Origin of the sequence: Nonomuraea sp. NPDC050783, assembly GCF_040802095.1 — a bacterium.
Classification (GTDB): Bacteria; Actinomycetota; Actinomycetes; order Streptosporangiales; family Streptosporangiaceae; genus Nonomuraea.
The window spans coordinates 57,012-70,142 of the sequence record NZ_JBFAHK010000007.1 but is presented as its reverse complement, the minus strand read 5'-3'; the positions used below and the strand labels follow the sequence as shown (position 1 = coordinate 70,142).

Genomic DNA, 13,131 nt, shown 5'->3' with positions numbered 1-13,131 from the left:
CCTGAGCCTGCCGCCCGCGCGCGCCGCGGCGTCAGTAGTCGCCCGTCAGGAAGCGCCGCGCCGCCTCGGCGAAGACGCGGGTGCAGCGCACGATCTCCTCGATCTCGACGTACTCGTCCGCCTGGTGCGCGATCCACTTGCCGCCCGGCCCGTACACCACCGACGGGACCCCGCCCCAGTGCGTGAGCACGGTGCCGTCGGTCGAGCCCGGCACCCCGCCGTACACCGGCTCCTCCCCGGTGACCGCCCGGTGGGCGGCGGCCAGCGCGGCCACCACCGGCTCGGACGGCGGCACGTCCACGGGCGGCCGGTCCACCAGTACCGACACCTCGGCGGTGATCCCGTCGCGGGCGGCGAGCGCGGCCACCCGGCCGGTGAGGTCCTTGTGCTCGACGCCGGGCAGCGTGCGCACGTCCACGAAGACGGAGGCGGTGGCCGGGATGACGTTGACCTGCTCGGGCGCGCCGGCCCGCAGCACGGTCGGCGTGACGTACACCTCGCCCAGGTGCTCGTGGGCGGGGTGGCGCCGTTGCAGCTCGTCCTGGAGTTCCCGGAGCCCGACGAGCAGCGGGCCGACGGCCGCGACGGGGTTGCGGCCGTGCCCGGGCATCGCGCCGTGGGCCATCCTGCCGGTCAGGTCCACGCGCAGCCGCAGCGCGCCCTTGGCGACGGCGCAGATCTCGCCGGCCTCGGGCTCGGCCACGATGGCGCCGTCCACGTCGGCGGCCAGCCCCTCGGCGACGAAGTGGTGGGCGCCGATCATCAGCCCTTCCTCGTCGGCCAGCGCGCACACCTTGATCCGGCCGGGGAACGGCCCGGCGAGCTGGAGGGCGCGGGTGGCGTACAGGGTGGCGGCCAGGCCGGACTTCATGTCGGCGCTGCCCCGCCCCCATAACCTGCCGTCGCGGATCTCGCCGCCGAACGGGTCCACGCTCCACTCCGACAGGTCGCCCTCGGTGACGACGTCCGTGTGGCCCTCGAACATCAGGGTCGGCCCGTCCCCGCCCCCGCCCTCCACGACGGCGACCACGTTCGGCCGGTCGGGCTCGACCTCGTACCAGGCGGGCTCCCAGCCCCACGCGCGCATCCTGGCCGCCACCAGCTCGGCGGCGGCCCGCTCGCGCCGCCCGGGGTCGTTGGTGCTGGGGACGCGCACCAGCTCCCGGGTGAACTCCACCACTCCGTCGGCGTCCACGTCGATCACAGCAGTCCCTCCAGCGTCGGTACGGCCTCCAGCAGCGCCCGCGTGTAGGGGTGCGCGGGCGCGGCCCACACGTCGTCCACCGGCCCGGTCTCGACGATCTCGCCCTGGTGCATGACCGCGACCGTCTCGCACACGTGCCGGACGACGGACAGGTCGTGCGAGACGAACACCAGCGTCAGCCCGAGCTCGTCGGCGAGATCGGCCAGCAGGTTGAGTATCTGCCCGCGCACGGAGACGTCCAGGGCGCTGACGGGCTCGTCGGCGACCAGCACCTTCGGGCGGGGGGCGAGGGCGCGGGCGATGGCGATGCGCTGGCGCTGCCCGCCGGAGAACTGGTGCGAGTAGCGGCCGGCGGCGCCGGCGGGCAGGCCGACCGCGTCCAGCAGCTCGGCGACCCGCCCGCCGACCGGCAGGCCGAGGGCGACGAGCGGCTCGGCGACCAGGTCGCGCACCCGCATGCGCGGGTCGAGGGAGCTCATCGGGTCCTGGAAGACGACCTGCAGGTTCTCGCGCAGGAAGCGCAGCTCCCGCTCGGGGCGGCCGGTGACGGGCCGCCCGTCGAAGGTGACGGTGCCGGTCGTGGGCCGGTCGAGGGCGCACAGCAGGCGCAGCAGCGTGGACTTGCCGGAGCCGGACTCGCCGACGATGCCGTACCGCTCGCCCTGGTGGACGGTGAGCGAGACCCCGCGCAGCGCGTGGACGGCCGCGCCCGGCCGCAGCAGGGAGGTGCGGGGACGGCGGTAGACGCGGCCGAGGTCGCGGACCTCAATCAGCGGGGTGCCAGCACGCGTGGGCATGGCCGTCTCCTGTCAGCTCCGGGGCGCTCTCGCACCGGTCGTCGGCGTGCGGGCAGCGGTTGCGGAACACGCAGCCGTCCGGGAAGTGCCCGGCGGCCGGGACGCCGCCCCGGATGGTGGGCAGGCGGGTGCCGCGCGGGGTGAGGCGGGAGGCGGCCAGCAGGCCCTCGGTGTAGCGGTGGCGGGGGCGGGTGAACACCTCGCGGACGGCGCCGGACTCGACGATCCGGCCGCCGTACATGACCAGGACCCGCTCGCAGACGGAGGCGACCACGGCGAGGTCATGGGTGATGAACAGCAGCGCGGGCGCGACCTCGGCGATCAGGCCGAGCATCTGCTTCTGCACGGTGACGTCGAGCGCGGTGGTGGGCTCGTCGCAGATGAGCAGGCCGGGCTCGTTGGCCAGCGCGATGGCGAGCATGACGCGCTGGCGCTGCCCGCCGGAGAGCTGGTGGGGGAAGGCGCGGGCGAGCTGCCTGGGCTCGGGCAGCCGGACCCGTTCCAGCAGCTCGACGGCGCGGGCGCGGGCCTCGCGGCGGCCCCGGCCGTGCAGGGTCATGGCCTCGGCGACCTGGGTGCCGACCCGCATGAGCGGGTTGAGCGCGGTCATGGGCTCCTGGAAGACCATCGACAGCTCCCGGCCGCGCAGCCGCTTGAGCCGCCCTTCCGGCACGCCCACCAGGTCGCGGTCGCCGAGCGTGGCGCGCCCGGCGGCGGTGACGCCCTCGGGCAGCAGGCCCATGAGCGACAGCGCGGTCAGCGACTTGCCGGAGCCGGACTCGCCGATGAGCCCGACCCGCTCGCCGGGCCCGACGGCGAAGGACACCTCGCGCACCAGCTCGACGGAGCCCGCCCGCACGCTGAGCCCGTCAACCTTCAGCACCGATCCTCCTGAGCTTGGGGTCGAGGAAGTCGCGCAGCCCGTCGCCGAGCAGGTTGAAGCCGAGCACGGCCAGCGCGATGGCCAGGCCGGGCCACAACGCCAGGCGCGGGGTGGAGAACAGCAGCTCCTGCGACTCCTGCAACATCCGCCCCCACGAGGGGGTCGGCGGGCGGGTGCCGAAGCCGAGGAACGACAGGGCCGCCTCGGCCAGGATGGCGATGGCGAACGACACCGACGCCTGGACGATGAGCACCGAGCCGATGTTGGGCAACACGTGCCGCAGCGCGATGGCACCGCCCCGGCGGCCGGCCGCGCGGGCGGCCAGGACGTAGTCGGTGACCATGACCTGGAGCGTGGCGGCGCGCGCCACCCGGGCGAAGGCGGGCACGGTGGCCACCCCGATCGCGATCATCGCGGTGAGCGTGCCGGCCCCGTAGACCGCGCCGAGCATGACGGCCAGCAGCAGCGCGGGGAAGGCGAAGACGAGGTCGTTGACCCGCATGACCAGCTCCGCCAGCCAGCCCTGCCGGGTCATCCCGGCCAGCACGCCGAGCGGGGTGCCGAGCAGGGCGGCGATGCCGACCGCCACGATGCCGACGTAGAGGGTGGTGCGGGCGCCGACCATGAGCTGGCTGAGCGTGTCGCGGCCGAACTTGTCGGCGCCGAGGAGGTAGCCGCCGCCGGGCTCGCGCAGCTTGCGGGCGGCGTCCACGAGCGTGGGGTCGTGCGGCGTCCACACGAACGACACCAGCGCGGCCAGCACCACCAGCCCGACGAGCACCCCGCCGGCGACCAGCCCGGCGTTGAGCCGCCCCCTCATCGCGGCCCCCGCAGGCGGGGGTCGAGCAGGTGGTAGGCGACGTCCACCAGGAAGTTGATCAGCAGGACGGCCGTCACCAGCACCATCACCACGCCCTGCACGAGCAGCAGGTCCCGTCCGGCCACCCCGTTGAGCAGCAGGTCGCCGAGGCCGGGGATGACGAACACCCGCTCGACCACGACCGCCCCGACCAGCAGCGTGGCGAGCTGGAGCCCGAGCACGGTGACGACCGGGACGGCGGCGTTGCGCAGGCCGTGCCGCCACAGCGCGCCGGTGCTGCCGCGGCCCTTGGCGCGGGCGGTGCGCAGGTAGTCCTCGCGCATGACGTCGAGGACGGCGCTGCGCACGTAGCGGGTCAGCACCGCGCCCTGGACCAGTCCGAGCGACAGCCAGGGCAGCAGCAGGCTCCGCAGCCACTCCCCCGGGTCGTCGGCGAGCGGCACGTACCCGCCGGAGGGCAGCACCTGGGCCCGCACCGCGAAGACGAACACCAGCAGGATGCCGGCCAGGAACGCCGGGACGGCGATGCCGGCCTGGCTGACGGCGCTGACGGCGGCACCGAGCGGGTCGCGGTGGTGGACGGCGGCGAACGTGCCCAGCGGCACCGCGACGAGCAGCGCCACGACCATGCCGCCGAGCACGAGCACGGCGGTGACGCCGAGCCGGTCGGAGATCTGCGGCCCGATGGGGGCGCTGGTGACGTAGGAGGTGCCGAAGTCGCCGCGGGCCAGCCCGCCGAACCAGTCGAGGAACTGCGCGAGCGGCGGCCGGTCGGTGCCGAACTGCTCGCGCAGCCGGGCGACGGCCTCCGGGGTGGCGTTGACGCCGAGGGCGATCTCGGCCGGGTCGCCGGGCAGCAGCGCCATGAACGCGAAGACCACGACCCCGGCCACGGCGGTGCTCGCCACCAGCACCGCCAGGCGCTTGACCAGGTAGAGCGTCATGCCGGGGTCACTGCTTGGCGAGCGCGGTGAAGTCGAAGGACTCCGCGATGCCGTTCTTCGGCAGGCCGGTGACGCCCTTCTTCGCCACGATCAGGTTGGGGAACAGGAACAGCCAGTCGGCGGCGGCGTCGTCGGACAGCAGCTTGGCGGCCCGTTTGAGGGCGTCGGTCTGCTGCTGCTCGGTGCCCTCGTCGGCGGCGGCGAGGAGCTTGCCGAACTCCGGGTTGTCGTAATGGAAGTAGTACGACTTGTCGGCGAAGATGCCCATGTCGCGGGGCTCGACGTGGTTGATGATGGACAGGTCGTAGTCGCCCTTGGTGAACACCTGGTCCAGCCAGCGGGCGGGGAACTCCAGCGGCTCGATGTCGGCCGTGATGCCCACCTGCGCGAGCTGCGACTTGACGACCTGGGCGCTCGCCACCGCGTACGGCAGGTTGGGGATGCGCATCTTGACGGTGTAGGTCCTGCCGCCGAGCAGCTCCTTGGCCTTGGCCGGGTCGTAGGGGTAGTCGCCGGTGCGGTCCTCGTACCAGGGGTCGGTGGGCGGCACCATCGAGCCGATGAGCTGGCCGCGCCCGGCCCAGGCGGTCTCCAGCAGCGCCTTGTGGTCGATGGCGTGCCGGACGGCCTGGCGGACCCTCTTGTCGTCGAAGGGCGGGCGGGCGTTGTTCATCGACAGCACGACCTCGCCGTTGGTGGTGCCCTCGATGACCTGGAAGCGGCCGGGGTCGGCGAACTGCCGCAGCGACTCGGGCGCCTGGACGCTGGAGATGACGTCGATGCCGCCGGTCAGCAGCGCGTTGTTCATCGCCGTGGCGTCCTTGAAGTACTTGAGCGTGATCGAGGACAGCGCCGGTTTCGTCCCCCAGTAGGAGGGGTTGGCGTCGAGCCGGAGCGAGTCGCCGCGCCGCCACGCGCCGAGCACGTACGGGCCGGTGCCGACGGGCTTGTTGGGCAGGTCGGCGACGCCGGTGCGGCTGAACATCGCGCCGAGCCTGGTGGCCATCGCGTACAGGAAGCCGTTGCTGGGGCGCTTGAGCGTGACGACGGCGGTGGCGTCGTCCTTCTTCTCGACCTTGTCCACGACGTCGAGCTGGCTCTTGATCTTGAGCTTCCAGTCGGTCCTGACCCGGTCGAGGGAGAAGACCACGTCGTCGGCCGTGAACGGGGCGCCGCTGCTGAACGTCACGCCCTTGCGCAGGGTGAAGGTGTAGGTCCTGCGGTCGGCGGATACGTCCCACTTCTCCGCCAGCAGCGGGACGATCTGGCCGTCCTGGTCGAGCTTGACCAGGCCCTCGTAGACGTTGACGAGCAGCGCCTGCGGAATGGCGGCGCCCTCGGTGGAGGTGAAGTCGAGGTTGGCCGGCTCGGCGACGGCGCCGACCGACAACGCCCCGGCCCTGGCCGCGCCTCCCGTGCTCCCCGTGCCGCCCGGCCCGCCTTCCGGGCCGCCGCCGCAGGCGGCCGCGCCCAGCAGGAGAGCGCCCGCGGCGACCCAGATCCCGATGCGCCTCATGTCCTCCAGCCTCCTGGCTAGTGTACTGATCGGAGCAGCAAGCCTACGCACACCGCCGATCGCCGGGAGCGGGCGCTCCACCCCGTGCGGGACATGCCGGTGGACATGCCGGTGGACATGCCGGTGGACGGGTCTCCTCCGGAAACTTCTGGAGTGATTTGCCCCACATAGTGTTATGTTTCCCCCGTGACGCGCGTGGATGGGGACGGGCTGACGGAAGCGTTTCTGCGCGAGCCGCGCCGATACACCAGCCACCAGGTCGCCGAGATGGCGGGGGTCCCGGTCTATCGCGCGCGGCGCTTCTGGCGTGCCCTCGGCTTCGCGAACGTGGCCGACGACGCCGTCGAGTTCACCGACTCCGACGTCGAGGCGCTGCGGACGATGATCGGCATGGTCAGCTCCGGCGTCTACGACGAGGAGCACGTGCTGCTGATGGCCCGCGCCCTGGGCCAGGCCACCTCGCGGCTGGCCGAGTCGCAGGCCGAGCTGGGCGTGGAGGCGCTGGACCAGGCCGGGGTGCCGCTCGCCGACCGGCCGCGGGCCTGGCGGCGGCGGGCCGAGAAGGTGGTGCCGGACCTGGCGCGGCTGCTGGTCTACGCCTGGCGGCGACAGCTCGCCGCGGCCGCCGGGCGCATCGCCGAGCAGGACATGAGCGCGGTGCGGCTGTCGGTGGGCTTCGCCGACCTGGTGGCGTTCACCCGGCTGAGCCGGCAGATCACCGGCAGCGAGCTGGCCCGGCTGATCGACAGGTTCGAGGGCCGCTCGGCCGACATCGTCACCTCCACCGGCGGGCGGGTGATCAAGACGCTGGGCGACTCGGTGCTGTTCGTGGCCGACAAGGCGCACGTGGCGGCCGAGATCGCGTTGCGGCTGGTGGAGACGCCGCGGGCGAAGGGGATGCCCGAGCTGCGGGTGGGGCTGGCCTCGGGGCCGGTGATCTGGCGGATGGGCGACGTGTTCGGCACGACGGTCAACCTGGCCAGCCGGCTGACCGCGCTGTCGCTGCCTGGAACGATCCTCGCCGATCCCGAGCTGGCCGGGGAGCTGGAGGACGACCGGGCCTTCCTGCTGCGGGAGGTCAACCGGCTGTCGGTGCGGGGGCTGGGCGAGCTGGCACCGTTCACGGTGCTGCGCGGCACGAGCTGAGCGGCAGGCCGCGCGAGGGCAGCGGAGGGCGGGTCTGGCGGGTTAGGATCACCGAACGTCATTCTGTGCAGTGAGGGGTGCCCCTTGACCACTCGTCAGCATGCGATCGGTGACCTGCTGCGGCGCTCGGCCGCCCGTTACCCCGCCAAGACCGCGCTCGTCCACGGCGACCTGCGGCTGAGCTACGCCGACCTCGACCGTACGGTGAACCGGGTGGCCAACGCCCTGGCGGCGCGCGGCGTGGGCAAGGGCGACCGCTTCGCCGTCCTCAGCCACAACAACGACGCGTTCGTGGTGGCGTTCTTCGCCCTGGCCCGGCTGGGGGCGATCTCCGTACCGATCAACTTCATGCTGGGGGCCGGCGAGGTCGGCTACATCCTGGAGCACTCCGGCGCGACCGGCCTGCTGGTGGAGGAGGCGCTGGCGCCGGTGGCCGCGGCGGCTGCGACCGGCCGGGTACGGGTGCGCGGGGTGATCGGCGCGTACGAGGGATGGGAGCCCTTCGTGGAGTGGGCCGCGCACGGCGACGACGCCGAGCCGCGCGCCGAGATCGCCGACGACGACCCGATCCAGCTCATGTACACCAGCGGCACCGAGTCGCGGCCCAAGGGCGCGACGCTGTCCAGCCGCAGCCTCATCGCCCAGTACGTGACGTGCGTGATCGACGGCCAGATGACCCACGACGACGTCGAGGTGCACGCGCTGCCGCTCTACCACTGCGCCCAGCTCCACTGCTTCCTGACGCCCGGCGTCTACCTGGGCGCCACCAACATCGTGCTGCCCGGCGCCGACCCGGGCGCGATCCTGGCCGCCGTCGAGGCCGAGCGGGCCACCAAGCTGTTCTGCCCGCCGACGGTCTGGATCGGCCTGCTGCGCCACCCCGACTTCGACCGGCGCGACCTGTCGTCGCTGCGCAAGGGCTACTACGGCGCCTCGATCATGCCGGTGGAGGTGCTGAAGGAGATCGCGGCGCGGCTGCCCGAGGTGCGGCTGTTCAACTTCTACGGCCAGACCGAGATGGCGCCGGTCGCCACGATCCTCGGACCGGACGAGCAGCTCACCCGGCTCGGCTCGGCCGGCCGGCCCGCGCTCAACGTCGAGACCCGCATCGTCGACGACCAGGACCGGCCGGTGCCGCCCGGCGTGGTCGGCGAGATCGTGCACCGCAGCCCGCACGCCATGCTCGGCTACTGGAACGACCCGGACAAGACCGCCGAGGCGTTCCGCGGCGGCTGGTTCCACAGCGGCGACCTGGGCGTCATGGACGCCGACGGCTACCTGTCGGTGGTGGACCGCAAGAAGGACATGATCAAGACCGGTGGCGAGAACGTGGCCAGCCGGGAGGTGGAGGAGGCGATCTACCAGCATCCGGCGGTGGCCGAGGCGGCCGTGTTCGGGGTGCCGGACGAGCGGTGGATCGAGGCGGTGACGGCCGCCGTGGTGCTGCGCGAGGGGGCCGCGCTGACCGAGGAGGAGCTGATCGGGTTCCTGCGGGCGCGGCTGGCGCCGTTCAAGACGCCCAAGCGGGTGACGTTCGTGGCCGCGCTGCCCAAGAACGCCTCGGGCAAGGTGCTCAAGCGGGAGCTGCGCGGGTCGTCCTGACCGGCTCGGCCCCCGGGCGGCGGTCGAGGGCCTGGATCCACTTCACGGCCACCGCCGCGACCTGGACCAGCTCGGTGCGCAGGTGCTCGCCGCCGGTCTCGGCGAACGCCTCCAGCACCTCCTCGGCCAGGATGTGCCGCCAGGTCAGCGCGCCGGCGCGGTCCGCCGCGTCGGTCTCGTCCCGCGCGGCGCCGGCCCGGGCCGCCGCGTCCTCGCCGCCGGTGCCGTCGGGCAGCTCCTGGACGCCGAACCGCACGTCCTGCGCGACCCGCTCGGCGGCCACCTCGGCGAGCACCCGCGCCAGCGACCCCGGCATCCCCGCGTCCCCATCGGCCACCACCGGACCGGCCGCCACGGGGGTGGCCGCCGCAGGGACGGACGCCACAGGGACAGACGCCACAGGGACGGCCGCCGCAGGGTCAGGTGTCATGGGGGCGGACGTCGAGGGGGCGGGCTTCACCGGGCCGGGTGTCAGGGGGGCGCGCGTCGTGGAGGCGTCATGCGTCATGGGCCCAGTCTGACGTGCTCGCCAGGTGGCCGGGACCGCCGGCGGGCGGGCGGAAGCCGGGGCCGAGGCTCACGGCGGCCGTGCAGGCGTGGTCGCGGAAGGCGCGGGCGGCCGGGGTCAGCCGCCCGCCGGCCGGCCAGCTCATCCCGATCGTCCGGAACAGCGGCGGCGACAGGGGGATGTCCACGACACCGGCACCGGACGGGGCCGGGCCGGGGTCGGTGCGGGGCAGGATGGCCACGCCCAGGCCCGCCGCCACCAGCCCGCGTACGGTCTCCGACTCCTGCCCCTCGAAGGCGATGCGCGGCTCGAACCCGGCCGCCGCGCACAGGTCGTCGGTGATCTGCCGCAGCCCGTACCCGTGCTCCAGCGTCACCAGCTCCTCCCCCTCCAGCTCCGCCGCCCGCACCCGCGCCCGCCCGGCCAGCCGGTGGCCGGGCGGCACGGACAGCACCAGCTCCTGGTCGGCGAGCGGCCTGCTGTCGAGGTCCGGGTCGCCGAGCGGCATGGGGGCGACGAAGACCAGGTCGATCCCGCCCTCCCGCAGGGAGCGCAGCATGTCCTGGCGCGAGCCCTGCGCCAGGCTGAAGCGCACGCCCGGGTTGCGCTCGCGGAAGGAGCGGATCAGCGACGGGACGAGCGTGCGGCCGAGCAGGTGCAGGAAGCCGAGGACGACGCGGCCGCTGGCCGGGTCGATCTCCTCGCGCACCTCGCGGGCGGCCGCGGCGACGGCCGCCAGCGCGCGTCCCGAGGCGGCGGCCAGCGTGCGGCCCGCCCTGGTCAGCCGGATGCCCCGGCCGGACGGCACCGCCAGCGGCGCGCCCACCAGCTCCGACAGCGCGGCCAGGCGGCGGCTGGCGGTGGGCTGCGGGACGCCCAGCAGCTCGGCGGCGCGCGTCACGTGGCCGGTCTCGCCGACGGCGGCCAGCAGGGCGAGGGCGGGCGCGAGGCGGGCGGCCAGCCGGTCGTCGTCCAGCTCGGGCGATTCATACGTCACCGTATGAATCATGGCAGACAGCGGTATTGGACGCATTTATTAGCTTTGCTTAGCGTTGAGGGCGTGGTTCTCCAAGCTCAGCAGGCTCCTCCCGGCGTCGTGGCGCGCGGCGGTGCGCGGCGGGTCAGCGCGGCCGTCGCGGCGGGCGGGCTGTCGTCCTTCGCGTTGTTGTACGCGCCGCAGCCCGTGCTCCCGCAGCTCGCCGAGGCGTACCGGCTGGACCCCGGTAGCGCGTCGCTGGCCGTCGGCGTGGCCACCGGGGCGCTCGCGGTGGGCGTGCTGCCGGTCGCGGCGCTGGCCGAGCGGGTCGGGCGGCGGCGGGTGATCGTGTGGTCGGTGCTGGTGTCGGCGGTCATCGGGCTGCTGCTGCCGCTCGCGCCGGCCTTCCCGGTGCTGCTCGCCATGCGGGCCGTGCAGGGGGTGGCGATCGCCGGGTTCGCGGGGGTGGCGGCGGCGTACCTGGCGGACGAGCTGGGGACGAAGCGGCTGGCCGCGGCCGTGGGCGCGATGATCGCCGGGAACTCGGTGGGCGGCATGCTCGGCCGCCTCGGCACCGGCTTCGCCGCCGGACCGCTGGGCTGGCACGGCTCCCTGGCCGTGGTGGCCGCCGTCGCGCTGGCGTGCGCCCTGTTCGCGGCCCGCACGCTGCCGAAGGACGGAACCCAGGACGCGCCCGAGGACGGGCACGGCGGCGGGGCCGCGGCTGGACCGGCCGCGGTCCCGGGCCGGGGGCGGCTCGGCGGCGGGGTGTGGGTGCCGTGTGCCGTGGGGGCGCTGGCCATGGGGGCGTTCGTGGCCCTGTACAACGCGGCCGGGTTCCGCCTGGCGGCGCCGCCGCTGTCGCTGGCCCCGGCGGCCGCGTCCCTCGTCTTCCTGTCCTACGCCACCGGGACGGCGTCGTCGGCGGCGGCCGGGCGGCTGGCGGAGCGGTTCGGGCGGACGGCGGCCGTGGTGGCGGCGCTGCTGGTCACCGTCGCCGGCTCCGCGCTGACCCTGCACCCGGCGCTGCCGGTGGTCGCGGCGGGGTTCGCCGTGCTGACCGCCGGGTTCTTCGCCGCGCACGCCGTCGCCAACGCCTGGGTCACCGCGCAGGCCACCCCCCGCACCCGGGGCCGGGCCGCGGGCCTCTACACCCTCTGCTACTACCTGGGCAGCGGCGCGGGCGGCACGGCGGGCGCCGTCGTGTACGGCCACGCGGGCTGGCCCTGGCTGATCGCCCTGACCACGGCCTGGCTCCTGCTGGCCGCGCTCGCCGTCCTCACGAGCGGCCGGACCGACGGCCGAACCGACGGCCGGACCGGCGGCCGGACCGGCGGCGCGGGCCGCTCCAGCGCACCACGCCGGTGACGGTCGTGCCCTGGTCGGGCACCCCGTGCACCGTGAGCGTGCCGCCGGTCTCGGCGAACGCCGCCCGCATGGCGGCCGTCCCCCGCCCGCCCGCGAAGCCATCGGACCCGGACCCGGACCGGGAGCCGGACGGCAGGCCGCGCCCGTCGTCGCTGACGGTCATGCGCAGGCCGCCGTCGCCGGCGGTCACGGCGACCGACACGGTGGCGGCGCCGCTGTGCCGCTCGACGTTCTCCAGCGCCTCGCGCAGCGCGGTCAGCACCGCCCGCGCGACCCGCGGCGGCACCTCGCCCGCCGGCAGGGCCCACGTCTCGGCGCGGATGCCGGTGCGCGCCGACCACCGGTCCAGGCATGCCCGCAGCTCCTCCGCGAGCCCGGCCGCGGCCGCCCCGGCCTCCGCCGGTCCGATCCCCACGGTGTCGTTCATCGTGACCCCCTCGACCATCGTGACCCCCTCGACGCCCCTCCCCGCTCGGGCGGGACAGGGACCAGTGTGCGGAGGAGGATGTTGAGGACCCGTTGAGCCGCCGTCCACCCGAGCAGAGCGGAGAGGCTTGGCGAAGCGGCCGGTCTCGGCGAAGATCGGAAGGAACAGCTCTCGTCACAGGAAAGACGGACGGCGACCAGCCGGACTCGACATCTTCGCCCCCTGGAGGCGTGACGTGCTGACGGTGATAGGCGCGGGGTTTCCGCGCACCGGCACCAGCTCGATGAAGGCGGCCCTGGAGCGGCTCGGCTTCGGGCCCTGCCACCACATGGTGGACATCATGACGAACCCGGCCCGCGTGGACCGCTGGCTGCCCCTGGCGGGCGGCGGCGACGCGGACTGGGAGCACGTGTTCGAGGGTTTCCGCTCCACCCAGGACTGGCCCGCCTCCTTCTGGTGGCGGGAGCAGGCGCGGGCGTACCCGGAGGCGAAGGTCGTCCTCACCGTGCGGGACCCGCGCGACTGGTACATCAGCATGCAGACGCTCATCGCCGGCGGCCCGGCCCGGATGTCGGCGGAGGAGCCGCCGGAGGAGGCCGTCATGCTGCACGGGATGCTGCGGCTGCGGCCGGTGCTCGACCACATCACCGCGGCCGTGTTCGGCAGCGCCCGGGTCTTCCGTGAGGGGCTGCCGGACGAGGAGGCGGCCGTGGCGGCGTTCGAGCGGCACGTGGCGCAGGTGCGCGAGGGCCTGCCGCCGGAGCGGCTGCTGGTGTTCGACGTCCGGGAGGGGTGGGAGCCGCTGTGCCGGTTCCTGGAGGTGGACGTGCCGGAGGGCGAGAGGTTCCCGCACCTCAACGACGCCGCGTCGCTGCGGGCCACCCTGGACAGGCTGTGGGGGAAGGGCACGTTCGACTCCCCCTCCTTCCTGCCGGAGTGA

General features: G+C 74.4%; 13 protein-coding genes. 4 read left to right on the top strand and 9 right to left on the bottom strand.

Features of this window, described 5'->3' with window-relative positions; genetic code table 11:
- Positions 1–31: 31 nt before the first annotated feature.
- The 6 genes from AB0H75_RS20550 to AB0H75_RS20525 are packed head-to-tail and all read right to left on the bottom strand — an operon-like array spanning position 32 to position 6,164.
- The gene (locus tag AB0H75_RS20550; protein ID WP_367798323.1) at positions 32–1,204 is read right to left on the bottom strand and encodes a M20 family metallopeptidase; all 1,173 of its coding nucleotides are present in this window, start codon (positions 1,202–1,204) and stop codon (positions 32–34) included.
- The gene (locus AB0H75_RS20545) at positions 1,201–2,001 is read right to left on the bottom strand and encodes an ATP-binding cassette domain-containing protein (RefSeq protein WP_367798321.1); all 801 of its coding nucleotides are present in this window, start codon (positions 1,999–2,001) and stop codon (positions 1,201–1,203) included. The genes AB0H75_RS20550 and AB0H75_RS20545 overlap by 4 nt, the downstream gene beginning before the upstream one ends.
- A complete protein-coding gene (locus AB0H75_RS20540; RefSeq protein WP_367798319.1) occupies positions 1,970–2,884 on the bottom strand; it encodes an ABC transporter ATP-binding protein in 915 nt (304 codons plus the stop codon). Before AB0H75_RS20540 ends, AB0H75_RS20545 begins: the two co-directional genes overlap by 32 nt.
- Complete coding sequence (locus AB0H75_RS20535; protein ID WP_367798317.1) at positions 2,871–3,704, bottom strand: ABC transporter permease; 834 nt, start codon at positions 3,702–3,704, stop codon at positions 2,871–2,873. Before AB0H75_RS20535 ends, AB0H75_RS20540 begins: the two co-directional genes overlap by 14 nt.
- Positions 3,701–4,648, bottom strand: a complete 948-nt coding sequence (locus tag AB0H75_RS20530) for an ABC transporter permease (protein WP_367798315.1) — start codon at positions 4,646–4,648, stop codon at positions 3,701–3,703. Before AB0H75_RS20530 ends, AB0H75_RS20535 begins: the two co-directional genes overlap by 4 nt.
- A gap of 7 nt (positions 4,649–4,655) precedes the next feature.
- Positions 4,656–6,164: an ABC transporter substrate-binding protein gene (locus AB0H75_RS20525; RefSeq protein ID WP_367798313.1), complete on the bottom strand. Its 1,509-nt coding sequence runs from the start codon at positions 6,162–6,164 to the stop codon at positions 4,656–4,658.
- A 186-nt stretch (positions 6,165–6,350) separates the two neighbouring features.
- Between AB0H75_RS20525 and AB0H75_RS20520 the strand changes: the two genes are divergently transcribed.
- Both AB0H75_RS20520 and AB0H75_RS20515 read left to right on the top strand, forming a co-directional pair.
- On the top strand, positions 6,351–7,310 hold the full coding sequence (locus AB0H75_RS20520) for an adenylate/guanylate cyclase domain-containing protein (RefSeq protein WP_367798311.1): 960 nt from the start codon (positions 6,351–6,353) through the stop codon (positions 7,308–7,310).
- 84 nt (positions 7,311–7,394) lie between these two features.
- Positions 7,395–8,912, top strand: a complete 1,518-nt coding sequence (locus tag AB0H75_RS20515; protein WP_367798309.1) for an acyl-CoA synthetase — start codon at positions 7,395–7,397, stop codon at positions 8,910–8,912.
- Here AB0H75_RS20515 and AB0H75_RS20510 read toward each other — a convergent pair.
- Together AB0H75_RS20510 and AB0H75_RS20505 are read right to left on the bottom strand one after the other, a co-directional pair.
- Positions 8,884–9,297, bottom strand: coding sequence for a hypothetical protein (locus AB0H75_RS20510; RefSeq protein ID WP_367798307.1), 414 nt, complete (start codon positions 9,295–9,297; stop codon positions 8,884–8,886). The two genes, AB0H75_RS20515 and AB0H75_RS20510, sit on opposite strands and share 29 nt — an antisense overlap.
- 112 nt (positions 9,298–9,409) lie before the next feature.
- Positions 9,410–10,417 (bottom strand): LysR family transcriptional regulator, encoded by a 1,008-nt coding sequence (locus AB0H75_RS20505; RefSeq protein ID WP_367798305.1) that lies wholly within the window; start codon positions 10,415–10,417, stop codon positions 9,410–9,412.
- A gap of 63 nt (positions 10,418–10,480) precedes the next feature.
- On the opposite strand from AB0H75_RS20505, the gene AB0H75_RS20500 reads away from it, so the two are divergent.
- Positions 10,481–11,764, top strand: a complete 1,284-nt coding sequence (locus AB0H75_RS20500) for an MFS transporter (protein WP_367798304.1) — start codon at positions 10,481–10,483, stop codon at positions 11,762–11,764.
- Here AB0H75_RS20500 and AB0H75_RS20495 read toward each other — a convergent pair.
- Positions 11,676–12,191, bottom strand: coding sequence for a sensor histidine kinase (locus tag AB0H75_RS20495; RefSeq protein ID WP_367798303.1), 516 nt, complete (start codon positions 12,189–12,191; stop codon positions 11,676–11,678). The two genes, AB0H75_RS20500 and AB0H75_RS20495, sit on opposite strands and share 89 nt — an antisense overlap.
- 235 nt (positions 12,192–12,426) lie before the next feature.
- Between AB0H75_RS20495 and AB0H75_RS20490 the strand changes: the two genes are divergently transcribed.
- Complete coding sequence (locus AB0H75_RS20490) at positions 12,427–13,131, top strand: sulfotransferase family protein (RefSeq protein ID WP_367798301.1); 705 nt, start codon at positions 12,427–12,429, stop codon at positions 13,129–13,131.

Coding starts and splice junctions, on each gene's coding strand:
- AB0H75_RS20545 (WP_367798321.1), bottom strand. CDS start 2,001: ATGCCCACGCGTGCTGGCACCCCGCTGATTGAGGTCCGCGACCTCGGC.
- AB0H75_RS20535 (WP_367798317.1), bottom strand. CDS start 3,704: ATGAGGGGGCGGCTCAACGCCGGGCTGGTCGCCGGCGGGGTGCTCGTC.
- AB0H75_RS20530 (WP_367798315.1), bottom strand. CDS start 4,648: ATGACGCTCTACCTGGTCAAGCGCCTGGCGGTGCTGGTGGCGAGCACC.
- AB0H75_RS20525 (WP_367798313.1), bottom strand. CDS start 6,164: ATGAGGCGCATCGGGATCTGGGTCGCCGCGGGCGCTCTCCTGCTGGGC.
- AB0H75_RS20495 (WP_367798303.1), bottom strand. CDS start 12,191: ATGAACGACACCGTGGGGATCGGACCGGCGGAGGCCGGGGCGGCCGCG.